Below are 16,545 nucleotides of genomic sequence, written 5' to 3'. Positions count from 1 at the left end.
ACCCACCTACTGGACGGGTTGAGGCGGTTCCCTTCACAGCATCGGAACCCCTCGCAATGGCATATAGCTCAATCGGCAGAGCAGCGCACTGTTAATGCGCCGGTTGGAGGTTCGAGTCCTCCTATGCCAGCTACCCCAAGTTCCCTGCTGCCGTAGGGATTAAGTGGCCGATTAGGATCGGCCAGCTTGGGAGATGCGCGAGTAGCTCAATGGCAGAGCAACGGTCTCCAAAGCCGTCGGTTGGGGGTTCAAATCCCTCCTCGCGTGCATAGACCCAGGCTCGCCTCCACGAGGGGCTTGGGTGTTCGGGTGTGTAGCTCAGTTGGTAGAGCTTCCGACTCTTAATCGGAAAGTCGCAGGTTCGAGTCCTGCCGCACCCACAACCTTGACACCCACCGAAAGGGGTACCGATGCCCGCTCTACGTCAAAACGTCGAGGACACAAAGTCATTCATCCGAGTCCGAGTCGGCAACGAGTACGTCTACGGTGGCGCTCTGTCGCTGAACGTGAAGCAAGGCACCGACTGTTCGGAGATCGCACAGACGGTCCTCGAGATGGTGCTCGGCCGCTGGCGGCAGGGTCGCCAGTCTGAAGGCGCTACCACCGAGAGCTACCGCTACATCGACATCGGCGCCGTCGGCCCGTTCGGGACGATCCGAGTCGCTCGCTGGCAGGACATCCCCGCTGACGCGGTGGTGAAGCTGGCGTTCCATCACGGCCCTGGCGGTGGTGCCGCCTCTCACATGTGGGGCGAAGTCGACGGGATGAAGTTCGAATCCCGTGGAGGCAAGGTCGTCAACGGCGGCGGTCTCCACGTCGACAAGGCCAAGGCCATCAGCGACCCGTACGCACACGCGTGGGCCTATCTGCCTGGCCCCATCCTCGGAGCTGGCGTTGTCGATCCAGCGGACATCCTGGCCCGCGCTACAGGCATCTCCTACTCGCGAGCGCAGACGCTTCTGCCCGCTGTGGCCAACGGCCTGATCCAGAGCCAGGCCAACAACCCGAATCGCATCGCGATGTGGCTGGCTCAGGTCGGTCACGAGTCCGACGACTTCAACGCCACCGCCGAGTACGCCTCGGGAGACGCGTACGACACCCGCACCGACCTCGGCAACACCCCGGAGGTCGACGGAGACGGACGCCTCTACAAGGGCCGGTCGTGGATCCAGATCACCGGCAAGCACAACTTCGGCTTGTTCTCGTCCTGGGCTCACGGCAAGGGACTCGTCCCGACGCCCGACTACTTCGTGGTCCGCCCTCTGGAGCTGTCTGAGCTGAAGTGGGCTGGCATCGGAGCTGCCTGGTACTGGACCGTCGCACGCCCAACTATCAACGCGCGCAGCGATGCTCGCGATGTTGAAGCGGTCACGCGCCTCATCAACGGCGGCACGAACGGTCTGAGTCATCGACGCGACCGATTCAATCGTGCTCTGTCCCTCGGGGATTCGCTCCTCGCCCTCATCAACGAACAAGACGAATGGGAGGCCCTGATGGCCGACAACACCCTCTACCCCTCGCCCTCTCCGTACCGCCTGGACGACAAGGCGGTGCTGACCACGCGGGAGACGATGCGCCAGATCAACGGGATGGTTCACGCCAATCTCATTGAGCAGGCGGCTCTTCAGGGCTATGTCCCCGCTATCGCGGACGTGGCCAAGCTCGCTCGGGGCGAAGGCCCCGGCGCCACCGACAAATGGAAGGTCGGACAGGCGCAGAACATCATCCGTCTCATCCAGGCGAATCTCGCCGCTCAGACAGGAGTCACCAAGTGACCAAGATTCGCCAGTACTTCTACCTCGCATCCGGCCTCGTCGGTTCGCTCCTGCCGATCCTGACCCTGGTCAAGCTGATCAGCTCTGAACAGGCAGTCACCATCGCCAGCCTGACCGACAACCTCGGCAGCCTGCTCGGTGGCGGTGCTGCCATCACTGCCGGTGTGATCCTGTCTCGCCAGCGTGCTGACGGCACCGTCGGCGCCGAAGCGATCACCCCGCTCGAAGCGGTCATCGCCAACGCCCCGCTGGTTGTCCAGGCTGCGGCCGACGCCGCTGCTGAGCTGGAGAAGCTCAAGGTGGCTACCGCCGAGATCGTCGGCACCGTCCCGGTTTACGGCAAGGAAGCAGCCGACTTCATCAATTCCCTACCCAAGTTCTGACAGAGAGGAGGCGGGGTTATGCACACAGTAGAGCTTGCCCCGTCTCCCCCTCACATCAGCGGCCCGACGTGGCAGCACACGATCGAGGGCGAGTGGCACCTACCTGAGAAGACCCTCGGGTGGGGCGTCCTCGAATGGATGTCGGAGTTCGTCAACACCCCTGGTGGACACGATGATCCGGCTCGCCTTCGATTCCTGATCGAGATGTCCGAGATGGGCATCGAAGTCAACGAGAACATGTTCATCCCCACCAACGAGCAGATCCGTCTGATCCTCTGGTGGTACGCGGTAGACGAAGAGGGCAAGTACTTCTATCGCGAGGGCACGATTCGCCGGCTGAAGGGCTGGGGAAAAGACCCGTTCGCCGCAGCTATGGCACTCGCCGAACTCTGTGGCCCAGTAGCGTTTTCACACTTCGACTGGGAAGGTAACCCGGTCGGTCGAACCCGCCACTCAGCGTGGATCACGGTCGCGGCGGTCTCCCAGGATCAGACCAAGAACACCTTCACCCTCTTCCCGGTGATGATCTCCAAGCGCCTAAAGGCCGAGTACGGCCTGGACGTGAACCGGTTCATCATCTACTCCGCAGCCGGTGGCCGCATCGAAGCTGCGACCTCGAGCCCCGCGTCGATGGAGGGTAACCGCCCGACGTTCGTCATCCAGAACGAAACGCAGTGGTGGGGCTCCGGGCCTGACGGCAAGGTCAACGAAGGCCACTCGATGGCCTCGGTGATCGAGGGCAACATGACCAAGGTCGACGGCGCCCGCACGCTGTCCATCTGCAACGCCCACATCCCCGGCACAGAGTCTGTAGCCGAGAAGGCGTACGTCGAGCACCTGGACGTGATGGCGGGCAAGAGCGTGGACGTGGGCTCCATGTACGACGCTCTGGAGGCACCGGCCGACACCCCGATCTCAGAGATCCCCTCCGAGCTCGAAGATCCCATCGGCTTCGCCGAGGGCATCGCGAAGCTCCGCGAAGGTCTGATCATCGCCCGTGGTGATTCCACCTGGCTGCCGATCGAAGACATCATCAAGTCGGTCCTCTCGACGAAGAACGTCATCACCGAGTCCCGGCGCAAGTTCCTCAACCAGGTCAACGCATCTGAGGATTCGTGGCTGTCCCCGCAGGAATGGGATCGCTGCTTCGCCGATCCGGTGAAGTACTTCGCCGCTACCTACAACGAGTTCGTCCCGCTCGACCGTGGTCAGAAGATCGCGCTCGGGTTCGACGGTTCGAAGTCCAACGACTGGACAGCCCTGGTGGGCTGCCGGATCTCCGACGGGTTCCTATTCGTCATCAAGATCTGGGATCCGAAGAAGTTCGGCGGACAGGTTCCTCGCGAAGAGGTAGACGCCACAGTGCATTCCACGTTCAAGCGATACGACGTGGTCGCCTTCCGGGCCGACCTCAAGGAGTTCGAGAGCTACGTGGACGCGTGGGGACGGACCTACAAAAAGAAGATCAAGGTCAACGCCTCCCCGGCGAACCCCATCGCATTCGACATGCGTGGCCAGCAGAAGAAGTTCGCCTTCGACTGTGAACGGTTGCAGGACGCGGTCTTTGAGCGCGAGGTCTGGCACGACAACGACCCGGTGCTGAAGCAACACGTCACGAACGCCATGCGCCACCCCACCCAATACGACGCGATTTCGATTCGCAAGGTCACCAAGGACTCCAGCAAGAAGATCGACGCTGCGGTCTGCGCGGTCCTCGCTTTCGGAGCCCGACAGGAGTATTTGATGTCCAAAAAGGCCCGTAGCGGCCGAGTGACGGTTGTGAAGTGACAGCCCCACTCCCAGGCCAGGAAGAGATCGCTGACCCAGTCGCAGAACGCGATTCGATGATCTCAGCCTTTGAAGATTCCCTGCGTGACCTGACCAGCAACACCTCCTACTACGAAGCAGAGCGCCGGCCAGAGGCCATCGGCGTGACGGTTCCGATCCAGATGCAGAAGCTCCTGGCTCACGTCGGTTACCCCCGGCTCTACGTCGACTCGATCGCTGAGCGACAGGTGCTCGAGGGATTCCGGCTCGGAGACCAGGACGAAGCCGATCAGGATCTGTGGCAGTGGTGGCAGGCCAACGACCTCGACATCGAGGCGCCTCTCGGTTACACCGACGCGTATATCCACGGCCGGTCCTACATCACGCTGTCGATGCCTGACCCGACGCTGGATCCGTTCCGAGATCCCGCTATCCCGATCATCCGGGTCGAACCGCCTACGCGAATGTACGCGGAGATCGATCCACGGATCAACAAGGTCTCCAAGGCAATCCGAGTCGCCTACAACACCAAGGGCGACACGATCCAGGCAGCCACGCTGTACACGCTGAACGAGACGATCGGCTGGTTCAAGGACGAGAACGGCGAATGGGCTGACTGGTTCAACGTCCCGCACGGCCTGATGGCTGTGCCGGTCGTACCGCTGCCGAACCGAACCCGGCTCTCGGATCTTTACGGCACCAGCGAGATCACCCCCGAGCTCCGCTCCATGACCGACGCGGCGTCACGAATCATGATGCTCATGCAGGCAACTGCAGAGCTGATGGGAGTGCCACAGCGACTGATCTTCGGCATCAAGCCCGAAGAGATCGGCGTCGATCAGGAGACTGGCGAGACGCTCTTCGACGCGTACATGGCACGCATCCTCGCGTTCGAAGATGCCGAGGGCAAGATCCAGCAGTTCTCTGCAGCCGAGCTGGCCAACTTCACCAACGCGTTGGATCAGATCGCTAAGCAGGTCGCTGCGTTCACAGGACTGCCTCCCCAGTACCTTTCCACCGCTGCGGACAATCCGGCCTCTGCTGAGGCAATCAGGGCCGCTGAGAGCCGTCTGGTGAAGAAGGTCGAACGCAAGAACCAGATCTTCGGTGGCGCATGGGAAGAGGCTTTCCGAATCGCCTACCGCATGGCGAAGGGCGGCGACGTTCCACCCGACATGCTCCGCATGGAGACGATATGGCGAGAGCCCTCGACTCCGACGTGGGCCGCACAGGCAGACGCAGCCACCAAGCTCTACGCGGGTGGTGTCGGAGTGATCCCGCGTGAGCGGGCTCGAGTCGACATGGGTTACTCGATCCAAGAGCGCACCGAGATGCGTCGATGGGACGAGGAAGAGGCTGCACTGGGCCTCGGTCTCATGGGCACGATGGTCGACCCTGACCCGACGGTGCCAGGTTCTCCTGACCCGACAGCCCCGGCGAAGCCGATCGACCCGAACAAGTCAGCAGGTGATGCAGCCTGACGCCCGAGCAGTATGCGGCGGCTCAGGCCGCTATCACTGCGGGGCTTGCGTCCTACGTCAAGAAGTTTGGCTCGCTCTTCACAGGCCCGGTCCTAGCAACTAGAGACTGGCTGCAGCTTCTGCAGGTGCTATTCCCAGAGGTCCAGCGGCGGTATGAGCAATCTGCCGCCCTGGGCCGGGACTTCTACGACTCACAGCGCGGACTGAACCACCCTGATGTCGCCAGGAACGAGAGGTTCCTGAGCGAGCTGAAGTACGAGTGGTTCGTCAAGAACATGCAGCCCGCACGAAAGGGTATGTCGCAGGCCGACTCTCCCAACATTGCGGTGACTCGCCTGGCCATGACGGCAGTTCGTGAAGTGGAGATGGCAGGGCGTCGACAGATCATCGGCGCCGTCAAGAACGACCCGGCTCCCCAGGTTGTACAGGGATGGGCTCGGGTAGCGACCGGACGCGAAACATGCGCCTGGTGCTTGATGCTCATCTCGCGGGGAGCTGAGTTCCCCGGCAAGGACACGCAGTGGTACCTGTCCGCATCTAACGCAGGTTCCAAGCTCGACAACGAGACACTCATCGACCTCTTCAACGAGGCAGGTGGGGATCTCATGAAGTTCCGCGAAGAGACCAAAGAGGACATCGAAGAGTGGCACGTCGGTTGCGACTGCCTGGTGGTCCCGGTCTTTGACATCGCGAACTGGCCTGGCAGGGACAGTGCTCAACGAGCACAGGAACTGTGGATTGAGGCCGGTAAGGAAGCAAGCCAACGCATCTCAGATGGAACGGCCCGCTCCAGCAGCACCCACACGGAGACGCTCAACGCGCTCCGACGCCGCCTCTCCCGAGGCGAAATCAGTATGACCAACTACGCCCTGGCGGCGTAGCAACGCCCAGGAGGCATCAATGACCGAAATCGTCACCCCCGCAGTCACTCCCGTTGTCGACCCGGCTCCCGTGGTTGATCCACTGAAGCCAGCCGAGAAGGTCTACGACCAGGCTTACGTCACCGGGCTCCGTGATGAAGCTGCGGCTGCACGAGTTTCGAAGAACGAAGCAGTCGCTTCTGCCGTGGCGGCTGCCAAGGCCGAGCATGAAGCTGCTCTTGCGGCCAAGGACGTGGCCTACACCGAACTGCAGAACGAGCTGGGCGCAGCCTGGGTCGAGCTGGAGAAGCTGTACGTCTCGATCGACGCTGAGATTCCGAGCACGAAGGTCCGTGCGTTCACGGCCATCCTGCAGGGCAACGACCACGATTCGATCTTCGCATCGGCCAAGTCGACCTACGAGCTGTTCGACGGGTTCGACACCCCTGCACCGAAGAGTCCCGCGTACGACCCTTCGCAGTCCACCGGAGGGAAGCCCACTCTGGCTCTCAACGGTGACCCGATCATGCAGGCGCTCATCAAGGCAGTTTCCTAAACCCCTTCCTACCCAAGGAGATTCACATGGCGAACTTCGCCGTTAACAACACCAAGATCGCACAGACCGGCGACACCATGTTCGCGGGTTACCTGGAGCCGGAACAGGCCCAGGACTACTTCGCCGAGGCCGAGAAGACCTCGATCGTTCAGAAGGTCGCCACCAAGATCCCCATGGGCGCGACCGGCGTGAAGATCCCCCACTGGACCGGCGACGTGTCGGCCGCGTGGATCGGTGAGGGCGACATGAAGCCCATCACCAAGGGCGACATGAGCTCGCAGAGCGTTGCGCCTCACAAGATCGCGACCATCTTCGTCGCGTCCGCTGAGACCGTGCGTGCGAACCCCGCCAACTACCTCGGCACCATGCGGACCAAGGTGGCCACCGCTATCGCGATGGCGTTCGACAACGCCGCGCTGTGGGGCACTGACAGCCCGTTCGGTGCGTACATCGGCCAGACCACGAAGTCGGTCTCCATCGCTGATCCGGGTGGCGCTGGCAACAGCACGCTGACCGCCTACGACGCCCTCGGCGTCAACGGCCTGAATCTGCTGCTTGCCGATGGCAAGAAGTGGAACAGCACCCTGCTGGATGATCTGGCTGAGCCGATCCTCAACGGCGCCAAGGACGCCAGCGGTCGCCCGCTGTTCGTCGAGAGCACCTACGAGGGCCTCAACTCCCCGTACCGCGAGGGACGCATCCTGAGCCGGCCGACCGTTCTGAGCGACCACGTTCACAACGGCACCACGGTCGGCTTCATGGGCGACTTCTCCCAGGTGCTGTGGGGCCAGGTCGGTGGTCTTTCCTTCGACGTTTCCGATCAGGCGACCCTGAACCTCGGCACGTTCGCCAGCCCCAACTTCGTGTCGCTCTGGCAGCACAACTTGGTGGCGGTTCGTGTGGAGGCCGAGTACGGCCTGCTCGTGAACGACAAGGACGCGTTCGTCAAGCTGACCAACGTCGTCACTGCCTGATTCAACCTTGACACCCACCGGTTTGGGGTGCTCAGTGGACGCGCTTTCGCGTGGTCTCTGGGCGCCCCTCTCCGGGTGTCTTGCGAAAGGACACCATGCAGATCCGATCCACCCTCAACGGTGGCACAGCCGAAGTGAGCGATGAGTTCGCCGAGAAGCTGATCGAAACCGGCCAGTGGGTATCAGGCGATACCCCGATCAAGCCGAAGCGCATCCGGCGCACCCAAGCGCAGATCGCGGCCGACAACGCCGCTGAAGCTGCAGCCAAGAACCAGGAGTAGCAATGGCATTCGCAACCTCCGCAGACGTAGTCGTGCTCTGGGCCAAGGAGCCCGAGCCCGAGGTGCTGGCGCTCATCGAGCGTCGTCTGAAGCAGGTCGAGCGAATGATCCTGCGCCGTATCCCAGACCTCGAGCTTCGAGTCCTAGCGTCAGAGTCGTTCCGTGAAGACCTGATCGACATCGAAGCCGATGCCGTTCTGCGCCTCGTACGTAACCCTGAGGGCTATCAGAGTGAGACCGATGGGTCTTACACCTACCAGCTCTCTGCAGACCTCACAGCGGGGACGCTGGAGGTGCGTGACAGCGAGTGGGAGATCCTCGGGGTCAACTCGATCAAGCGTATGTCGGTGATCGTCCCGAACATCGTGATGCCGACGTGACCGCGCCCGACGGTGCGGAGCATCAGGAAGCAGATCCGTACCCTCTGGACTTCGCCCTGGCGGTGAAGCCCGGTGAGGTCACGACTGCTCTCTGTGAGCACGAAGAGGATCCCGCAGCTTGCGGCTGCGTCCACGACTGGCGCATCTTCTGGGGCAACGTCGAGAAGCGTTCGACCCGTCCTCGGACGGCTGTCCTATGAGCCTCCTCGATACAGGCGCCCGGTATCAGCCGGTGCTCGTCTACCCCGAAGTCATGGTCATCGACGAGGACGGCAACAAGTTCACCCAGCCTTCCGAGACTCCGCTCCCCGGACCAACGATCGCCCGGTTCCAGATCGCCAACCAGTCAGGTACCAGCGCCAGGCGCGCTGAGCAGGACAACGAGGGGTTCTCGACCGAGAAGGTCTATCGGATGCGGTTCCCGCGTTCGTTCACCAAGACGCACGGGATCCTCGGGGCTCAGACTCAGATCGAGTGGAAGGGCACGCGCTGGGCGCTCTTCGGAGACGCCAGCGAGTACGACTCGTCTGAAGCTCTGGCCCGAGTCGACTACACCATCAAGCGGTTCTAGTGGCGTGGGTCTCGCCGAAGATCAACGGGATCGTCGCGAGGCACAAGGACACCCAGAAAGCAGTACGTCGAGTCAACAGAGATGTGGCCGGCCGAGCTAGAGCCAACCTCGCAGCTCAGAACACGACGAGGCGTATCAGCAAGATCGGACACTTCGAGGCTGACATCGCGACCTTCGAGCACGACGTGGACTGCTTCACGATCCTGATCGCCCCCAACGCGATGGCGTTGGAGTTCGGCCACTCCCCTTCTGGGTTCTTCGCTGGCACAGACACGAAACCCCCTGCCCCCACGTACATCCTGACGAAAGCCGCCTACGGCGGTCACACCATGTAGGAGGTTCCATGATTCGCCCTCAGAAGATCGTGGTGCCGCTCCTACAGGCGGCTCTGCCGAATGTCGCTATCACGACCTGGGTTCCAGACATCGACTACCGCGACTTCCCCATGATCAACGTCCGACGCATCGGAGGGATCAGGAATCCCGACGCGCCAAGGATCCACACACTGCCGGTCATCGAGATGTCGGCTTACACGAACACAGGCGGCCTCATCGCCGCCGAGAATCTCTACGAGGAAGCACTAGACGCGCTCTTCGACGCACGCGATAACCAAACCGTAACGGCTGCAGGCTATATCCAGTCGCTCTACGAAACGATGGGCGCCACTCAGTTCAGCTCGCTCTACCAGGACTCCTGGCGGGTCCAGGGACTGATCCGGCTCGGCTTGCGCCTTCCCCGATCCACCTAATCCCTGAAGGGAATCACATGTCCGAAAATGATGATGCAGTGTTGACCGCTGCGGTCGGCTACGTCTACACCAACGCCGTCGGCTCCGCTGCACCTTCCGCTGCTCTACTCAAGACGATCAACCTGCGTGACCCCTCGACTTGGACCGGGTTCACCGGCTGGACGAGCGTCGGCCACACCAGCCGAGGCACGTTGCCCGAGTTCGGCTTTGAGGGAGACGGCTCCGAGATCAAGGGCTCCTGGCAGAAGAAGAAGCTGCGGGAGATCTCCACCGAGGATCCGATCGACTACGTCACCGTGGTCCTCCACCAGTTCGATGAGAAGTCGCTCGAGCTGTACTACGGCCCGAACGACTCCGATGTCGAAGGTGAGTTCGGCGTGAAGATCGGCCAGCTCAACGAGAAGTCGGTGTTCGTCGTGATCGAAGACGGCGACCTGCGACTGGGCCATCACGCTCTGAAGTCCAGCGTCAAGCGGGACGAAGCCATCGAGCTTCCGATCGATGACCTGGCTGCGCTGCCGGTGCGGTTCACCTACCTCGACTACGAGGACGAGACCTCGCTGTTCAAGTGGATCAACGAAGACCTGTTCAACGTCGATCTGACTCCGTAAGACCACGGAGGGGGAGGTTTCCTTGGCGGGCCTGCCTCCCCCTCTTTGCCCGCCTCACATTCATTGCCCGCCGCCTACGAAAGGTTCGCCATGTCCAACACGTTCACTCTTGACGCCCTGCACACCGAGACCAAGCGCCGCTACGAGCCGGTGAAGATCGTGCTCTCCGACGAGAGCACCGTCGAACTGAAGCCGTTGATTCGCTTGGGATCCAAGGCCCGCGCATCGGTCATCGCCACCATCCGGGAGATCACCAAGATCGAAGCCCGTGACGATCTCGATGACGACGAGGAAGACGAACTGGCTGACGAGATCGCCGAGCGCGTCTGCGAAGCCGTCACCAAGATCATCCGGTCGGTCGCATCGTCTCCCCGGAAGCTGCTCGCGCAGCTCGACGCCGAAGAGGATGTCCGCATCCGCTCTGAGCTCTACACCGGTGTGCTCCGTCGTTGGACGGGCGATACCCAGGTGGGGGAAGCCGAGTCCTCGCCGAGCTGATCGATGAGCACGGCGGGGCGATCCTCTCGGATCTCCTGCACTACTACGGAGTTGACCTCCGAGATCTGTTCAACGATGAGGATCCGCTTTCGCCGCGATACGCCCTGGCCCTGATCATCAACCTCCCGAAGCAAGGTGCGTTCTACGCATCTCGCCGGGGTGGACCTGATTTCCGGGGCTGGGACGAAGATCGTTACGCCCTAGCCGATCTCGTTGACGAGATGCAGAAGAGCAATCACTACTTCCTCCTAGCCAACCGCGACCCGAGCAAGCCGAAGCCGAAGGCGCCAAAGCCTTACTACCGGCCAGATTTCGCGAAGGCGAAGGTCGTTCACAAGCCGGGCTCGTTCGCCGCGATGGTTGTCGCTGCGAAGGCAGCCAAACGAAAGAGGGAAGAGGCAGAGGCCAATGGCCAAGGGAGCACGTAAGCCAGGGATGTCCACCGGAACCGAGGTCGCACGGATCTCGGTGAAGGTGTCCCCTGACACCCGGCAGTTTCGCCGGGATCTCAAGAGCGATCTTGAGGAGATCGAACGCAGCGTCAGCGGCGACGTAGAGGTCAAGGTCCACCTAGGCGCAGGCCAGGCGATGGCCGACTTCCGTCGACTGCTGGCGCAGATGCGCCGAGAGGGCGCCAAGGGTGTTCGGATCAACGCCGAGCTGAGCGTTGACGACGACACCGATAACCGAAAGTCCAATGGCGCAGGGGCTTCGGAGAAGAACATCTTCTCCCGGATCTCAGACAAGCTGGAGAAGCTGACCCCGTCGTTCGGGTCCGGGATCAACGCCACAGCAGGGCTCACTGCGATCGTCGGCATCCTGGCTGTCGCAGCTCCGCTCATGGGCCTGCTGACCGCAGGCATCCTCGCTCTCCCAGGTCTGATCTCAGCAGTCGTCACACCGGTAGGTGCGATCGCGCTGGGCTTGGACGGGATCAAGAAGGCAGCGACTGACGCTGGCCTGATCGGTGAGGGCGGCGACGGCAAGACGACGCTGGGCGAGAATCTCAAGGAGATTCAGAAGAGCGTGTCCGACGTGTTCGAGAAGGGGCTCAAGCCGTCCTTCGAGAATATCAAGAACGCCATCCCCCAGATCCTTGGACCGATGGACGGTGTGGCCCAAGGGCTCTCCGACATGTTCAAGGGATTCACTGACGCGGTCGTAGACCCCGACAGCATCGCTGGCATCCAGCAGACCATCAAGAACATCGGCGACTCGATGACGATCGCCGCCCCCGGCGTGCGTGACTTCACCGAGGGCATGATCGATCTGGCTACCGCGTTCTCTGAGAAGATGCCCGCAGTAGCTCAGTGGTTCAACGGGGCTGGGCAGTCGTTCACCAACTGGGTCGACAAGATCTCCACCGACGGTTCTCTGTCGTCGTCGTTCGATGCGCTCGGCCGGTCGCTCAAGGCGATCGCTGAAGCTGTCGGCGACATGGCGGGTAAGTCGATCGAGTTCCTGAAGAACCCCGAGAACGTCGAGAAGGTAGTCGGCGCATTCGAGAAGCTCGCAGGCATCTTCGTCAAGGTGGTCGAGTTCTCCGACGCGCTGTACAAAGCCGACAAGGCGTTCCGTGACTTCTGGACCGGAGGCGATCAGCCCGTACAGGCAACCTCCGAAGAGCGGATCAAGGGACTGAACGACATGTTCCCCGAGATCGCATCGGGAGCTCAGGGCGCAGCCGACGCTATCGGTCAGGTGGCAACCGCCGTAGAGAACGTGCCATCGCCTACAGGCAGCCCGCTGGGAGATCTTCTCGGTGGCGCCCAGGCAGGCGCCCCGGCTGATGCCGCAGGCGCTCAGATCGCCGTTCCTGAGATCGACACTGCTGCTGCAGAGGCCAAGGTCACTGAGTACCAGTCGTTCGTTGACAGCGTCTCCCAGAACGTCCGAGGGTCGCTGGAGCAGGCCACCTCAGGTCAGAGCCTCCCGGCTCCTGACTTCTCCGCGTTCAAGGCAGCGTGGGAAGAGCTTCCTGAGATGGTCACCACGGCCGGCCAAACGATGGTCAACGAGTCCGCGAAGATCCCGCAGGGGATCGCGAACGGCCTCTCGGGGATGGATGGTATCGGCACCGCCGCAGGCACCGCTCTGATGACCGGCATCCTGAACGGGCTGCAGGCTGGCGAAGCTGGCGTGATCTCGTATGCCTCTGGCATCGCTGATCGGATCGCAGCTGTGAAGGGTCCGCTCCCGTACGACCGCGTCGTCCTGAAGCCTGCCGGTGAAGCTCTCATGCAGGGTCTCGGCAAGGGTATGGAGGAAGGATTCGCTCCCGTCCTCGACCAGGCCAAGGGCCTCGCTGGTCAGATCGCTGAAGCGTTCAGCAACGGTGGTGACCCCACCTCCCTGCTCAACGGGCTGGACAAGGGCGAGATCGATCGCATGGAAAAGGTTCTGGCGCTTGAAGAGAAGCGTCTGGCGAACCAGGCTAAGGCGCTCGACTACCAGGCGAAGGCCACCGGTAACGACGCGCTGAAGGCGCGTGCTGACGAGCTGCGGTTGCAGAAGGATCAGATCGGGTTGCAGCAGGACATGCTGGGACTTACGCAGGACTACGCAGACGAGTACGGCTCCATCTCCGGTGGAGACGATCCTCTCGTCAAGGCAGCCTCCGGTCTGATGAGCGCACCTGTCGACTTCGCGAAGGCGACTGCAGGACAGTTCATGTCGGACCTCGGGATCTCCGGTGACGGACTGATCTCGAAGGGCATCACCGAAGGCATCCAGTACCTGTTCCAGATCGGCTCTGTAGACGAGGCGCTGTCCATCAAGGACCGCGAGGACTCGAAGCGCACCCGCGCTTCCGCTGGCCGCTAACTTGACACCCACCAGGAGGTAACACTTGATCACCGACACAGTCATCGAACTCGAGGGCGTGAACGGTGAGATCTTCAATCTGACGACCGGCGACCGGGGCGTGTTCCTGGCCGAAGACGTGGAGGGTGCTTTCTATGACCCTCCCGTCAAGGTCGTCTATGAAGAGCCGGGTAACTACCCCGGCGCTCGCTACCTGAACCACCGCATCCTCAAGCGGGACATCATCTTTGGCGTACAGATCCTGAACGACGCAAAGTCCGGCTCTCGCTCCTGGCTCAGCCGGGACTCGCAGTGGCGCAAGGAATGGGCGTTCCACCGGGACTGCAAGCTGTACGTCACCACCCCGGACTCCGGTACTCGCTACCTGAAGATCCGGCTGTTCGAATCCCCGACTCTGCTGATGAAGACAGATCCTCGGGGCAACACGATCAACGAGACGTTGATGTCGTGCATCTCCTACGACCCGTTCTGGTACGAGGACGACCGAGTGTTCTCGGTCAAGACGAAGACGGACACCCGGTTCAAGCCGAATCCGGTTGACGTTCCTGGCTACTGGCCGTGGGAGAAGCTGCCGAAAGAGACGCTGCAGATCCGAGTGGGTCGCGGCGCCGGGGGGCTCAACCCCACCGACCAGTACATCGCACCGAAGTGGACCGTCCCCGGTTCCACCGAAGGCATCCCAGATCTTCCCTGGCCGTTCCCTCCGGGTATCGATATCCCCTGGGAGAAGGCACCGTTCACGCAGTTCGTCATCCCGGACTACTCGTTCGAGGATGAGGAGTTCGCGAACCGGCGGCTCAAGCTGCCGGGTCTGATCTACGGCGAGAACTGCGTCATCGACACCGACCGCCGCGTGGAGCAGATCTCTTCGGAGTCTGGCTCCCAGGTGTGGGCTCGTATGAACGGCGTCCGCTTCCGCAACATGATCCCCCCGTACACCGAGGAGAAGACGTTCGAGATCACAGCCTCCGGTTGTGCTCCCGGACAGATCATCTCGCTGATGCTGCCACGACCGTGGTCGCGCTGCTGGGGCCTCGAATGAGCGGGCTGACTACCTCGCAGCAGTCCCGAGATCTCTGGAACCTGATCCAACAGCGCCACGCGAAGCGAGAGCTGCTGCGTCTCAAGCCGCCTACGTGCGAGCTGTTCGACGGAGACTACCGCCTCCGTGGCGAGGTCGCTGGCGAGCTGATGCTGGAGTTCGAGTTCATCGAGAACGAGACCGGCGTAGCGACTCTGCATCTCCCCCTGGATCACTACCTGGCCAAGTGGGTGATGAACCACCGTGGTCGTGCCAAGCGCAACGTCCACGTCGTCATCGAGAAGCAGGGCGCCCGCTGGTCGGGCTGCATGGACCACTACCGCGTGGTCAAGGAGAAGGGTGGAGTTTGCTACCTGGAGGTCGTGTTCATGCACGACTTCGAGCAGACCAAGCACATCCGCGTCTGGTGCAATCCGTTCCTACGCCCTGAGCTGCAGTTTCCCAAGATCTGGATCATTTTTGGGCCGGCAAAATGGTGCCTGCTGGTCACGCTTTTTGTGAACCTACTGCGCCTAGAAACTTCGCTGTGGACTCTCCCAGACGACCCTACGGACCTCACGGAGTGGATGGGCCCAAGCTTCAACCCGAGCACCTGGCGCAACATCGTGAAGCCGTTCCCGTTCCTGCTGGACAACTCGCCGGTGGCGATGGTCTTCAGCCGGTTCGGCACGTTCTACGACACGGCCAAGCGCCTGCTCGAAGAGCACCAGCTCACGCTGACCTGCCGTCGCTACCTGAAGGATCGCGACCCGCACCCGTTCGAAGATCTCAAGGGCGAGTGGAACATCCCGCTCTTCGAGAACATCTCGGCCAAGATCCCCCTGCGGAATGGCTGCCTGGTGTGGGACATCGAAGACAACTCAGGCTGGGGAACCGAGACCGCCTTCGGCGGCTCGTGGCTGACCGGATTCGTCCGTGCTCTGGCCGTCCTCACGGCCGACGGACAGGTCGAAGGTATGGAGGTGTTCACCGGGGACTACACGTTCCCAGGCGAGTACTACACCCCGAATTACCTTGGCACCAGCCCGAAGGCACCGTGGGTCGTGTTCGAAGAGGGTCCGCTCACTGGGATCACGGCGTCGGAGTTCTCGTACTACGAGGCGACTGACACGTCATTTTTAGCAGGAGGGGCGAGCGCCCCTGGGATTAACGAGGGCATCAGTGCTCTGGTGAACATCGGAGGCGATGTTCTCACGTCATACATCAACTCCGCGTTGGCATCTGTCGCCATCGTCGGTGGGGCAATCGACCTCCCGCCTCTCGGCGGGTTGATGGATGCGGTGCTGAACCCGATCTACTCCGACGTGTTCGGAGCGTTCATGGAGATCCCCACTCTCCGTGCAAGTTCGATCTCACTACCGATCGCAGGGCTCGAGGACATCCAGACCAGTCTGGGCGACTTCCACTACTACGAGGGCATGGCCGAGGGAACGCTCAAGGCGTTCACCCTGTCGGCGTTCGCAGCCGTGGCTGCCGAGATCCATCGAACCCGGACCCGGACGGCTCACACCATCCAGGTGTCGGACGCGAGTCCGTATCTGTTCGGAGAGAAGGGATATGGGCACTGCTGGATCGGCCACCGCGTCGGTACGTCAGTGCTCGGATACCCGATCGAGCACCAGCTCTTCGTTGAGCGCATCAAGAAGTTGAAGTACCGCATCGACAAAGACGGCCCTACGGGCTGGCAGGTCGAAATCGGATACCGCGAAGAGCGTAGCCCCGCGCTGCACATCCTTGAGCAGATCAAGATGTTCAACGGAGCTATGGGCACAGCGGGAATCCTCTAACCCGAAAG

At 61.9% G+C, this 16,545-nt stretch carries 18 protein-coding genes and 3 tRNA genes; all 21 read left to right on the top strand.

Features of this window, described 5'->3' with window-relative positions:
* Positions 1-57: 57 nt before the first annotated feature.
* The 21 genes from ASE48_RS19675 (at position 58) to ASE48_RS19570 (ending at position 16,537) form a co-directional block, all read left to right on the top strand.
* Positions 58-130: transfer RNA gene (locus ASE48_RS19675), tRNA-Asn, on the top strand.
* Positions 131-195: 65 nt separating this feature from the next.
* A tRNA-Trp gene (locus ASE48_RS19670) sits at positions 196-267 on the top strand.
* 40 nt (positions 268-307) lie between these two features.
* Positions 308-380, top strand: a tRNA-Lys gene (locus ASE48_RS19665).
* Between the two features lie 30 nt (positions 381-410).
* Positions 411-1,775, top strand: a complete 1,365-nt coding sequence (locus ASE48_RS33160; RefSeq protein ID WP_057168819.1) for a glycoside hydrolase family 19 protein — start codon at positions 411-413, stop codon at positions 1,773-1,775.
* Positions 1,772-2,158, top strand: a complete 387-nt coding sequence (locus ASE48_RS19655) for a hypothetical protein (RefSeq protein WP_057168818.1) — start codon at positions 1,772-1,774, stop codon at positions 2,156-2,158. Before ASE48_RS33160 ends, ASE48_RS19655 begins: the two co-directional genes overlap by 4 nt.
* A gap of 18 nt (positions 2,159-2,176) precedes the next feature.
* A complete protein-coding gene (locus ASE48_RS19650) occupies positions 2,177-3,946 on the top strand; it encodes a hypothetical protein (RefSeq protein ID WP_057168817.1) in 1,770 nt (589 codons plus the stop codon).
* Positions 3,943-5,406, top strand: a complete 1,464-nt coding sequence (locus tag ASE48_RS19645; RefSeq protein ID WP_235571348.1) for a phage portal protein — start codon at positions 3,943-3,945, stop codon at positions 5,404-5,406. The genes ASE48_RS19650 and ASE48_RS19645 overlap by 4 nt, the downstream gene beginning before the upstream one ends.
* Positions 5,403-6,287 carry a VG15 protein gene (locus tag ASE48_RS19640; protein WP_057168815.1) on the top strand — a complete coding sequence of 295 codons (885 nt, stop codon included), beginning with the start codon at positions 5,403-5,405 and terminating at the stop codon, positions 6,285-6,287. Before ASE48_RS19645 ends, ASE48_RS19640 begins: the two co-directional genes overlap by 4 nt.
* 19 nt (positions 6,288-6,306) lie before the next feature.
* On the top strand, positions 6,307-6,822 hold the full coding sequence (locus ASE48_RS19635; protein WP_057168814.1) for a hypothetical protein: 516 nt from the start codon (positions 6,307-6,309) through the stop codon (positions 6,820-6,822).
* A 26-nt stretch (positions 6,823-6,848) separates the two neighbouring features.
* Complete coding sequence (locus ASE48_RS19630) at positions 6,849-7,796, top strand: phage major capsid protein (RefSeq protein WP_057168813.1); 948 nt, start codon at positions 6,849-6,851, stop codon at positions 7,794-7,796.
* A 95-nt stretch (positions 7,797-7,891) separates the two neighbouring features.
* Positions 7,892-8,077, top strand: a complete 186-nt coding sequence (locus ASE48_RS19625; RefSeq protein ID WP_057168812.1) for a DUF7302 family protein — start codon at positions 7,892-7,894, stop codon at positions 8,075-8,077.
* A 2-nt stretch (positions 8,078-8,079) separates the two neighbouring features.
* Positions 8,080-8,457 carry a Gp19/Gp15/Gp42 family protein gene (locus ASE48_RS19620; protein ID WP_057168811.1) on the top strand — a complete coding sequence of 126 codons (378 nt, stop codon included), beginning with the start codon at positions 8,080-8,082 and terminating at the stop codon, positions 8,455-8,457.
* A gap of 196 nt (positions 8,458-8,653) precedes the next feature.
* Complete coding sequence (locus ASE48_RS19610) at positions 8,654-9,028, top strand: hypothetical protein (protein WP_057168809.1); 375 nt, start codon at positions 8,654-8,656, stop codon at positions 9,026-9,028.
* Positions 9,028-9,363 carry a DUF5403 family protein gene (locus tag ASE48_RS19605; RefSeq protein WP_057168808.1) on the top strand — a complete coding sequence of 112 codons (336 nt, stop codon included), beginning with the start codon at positions 9,028-9,030 and terminating at the stop codon, positions 9,361-9,363. Before ASE48_RS19610 ends, ASE48_RS19605 begins: the two co-directional genes overlap by 1 nt.
* A gap of 8 nt (positions 9,364-9,371) precedes the next feature.
* On the top strand, positions 9,372-9,776 hold the full coding sequence (locus ASE48_RS19600; protein WP_057168807.1) for a hypothetical protein: 405 nt from the start codon (positions 9,372-9,374) through the stop codon (positions 9,774-9,776).
* Positions 9,777-9,793: 17 nt separating this feature from the next.
* Positions 9,794-10,387, top strand: coding sequence for a phage tail tube protein (locus tag ASE48_RS19595; RefSeq protein ID WP_057168806.1), 594 nt, complete (start codon positions 9,794-9,796; stop codon positions 10,385-10,387).
* 90 nt (positions 10,388-10,477) lie between these two features.
* Positions 10,478-10,885: a phage tail assembly protein gene (locus ASE48_RS19590; RefSeq protein ID WP_057168805.1), complete on the top strand. Its 408-nt coding sequence runs from the start codon at positions 10,478-10,480 to the stop codon at positions 10,883-10,885.
* Positions 10,837-11,313 carry a hypothetical protein gene (locus ASE48_RS19585; protein ID WP_235571343.1) on the top strand — a complete coding sequence of 159 codons (477 nt, stop codon included), beginning with the start codon at positions 10,837-10,839 and terminating at the stop codon, positions 11,311-11,313. Before ASE48_RS19590 ends, ASE48_RS19585 begins: the two co-directional genes overlap by 49 nt.
* Before the next feature lie 7 nt (positions 11,314-11,320).
* Positions 11,321-13,708 (top strand): hypothetical protein, encoded by a 2,388-nt coding sequence (locus ASE48_RS19580; RefSeq protein WP_057168804.1) that lies wholly within the window; start codon positions 11,321-11,323, stop codon positions 13,706-13,708.
* A 25-nt stretch (positions 13,709-13,733) separates the two neighbouring features.
* Positions 13,734-14,750, top strand: coding sequence for a hypothetical protein (locus tag ASE48_RS19575; RefSeq protein WP_057168803.1), 1,017 nt, complete (start codon positions 13,734-13,736; stop codon positions 14,748-14,750).
* Positions 14,723-16,537: a Gp37-like protein gene (locus ASE48_RS19570; RefSeq protein WP_327049655.1), complete on the top strand. Its 1,815-nt coding sequence runs from the start codon at positions 14,723-14,725 to the stop codon at positions 16,535-16,537. The genes ASE48_RS19575 and ASE48_RS19570 overlap by 28 nt, the downstream gene beginning before the upstream one ends.
* Positions 16,538-16,545 lie beyond the last annotated feature (8 nt).

Source organism: Mycobacterium sp. Root265 (assembly GCF_001428895.1).
Classification (GTDB): domain Bacteria; phylum Actinomycetota; class Actinomycetes; order Mycobacteriales; family Mycobacteriaceae; genus Mycobacterium.
The sequence above is the reverse complement of the archived record's forward strand: the minus strand, read 5'-3'. Positions and strand labels throughout refer to the sequence as shown.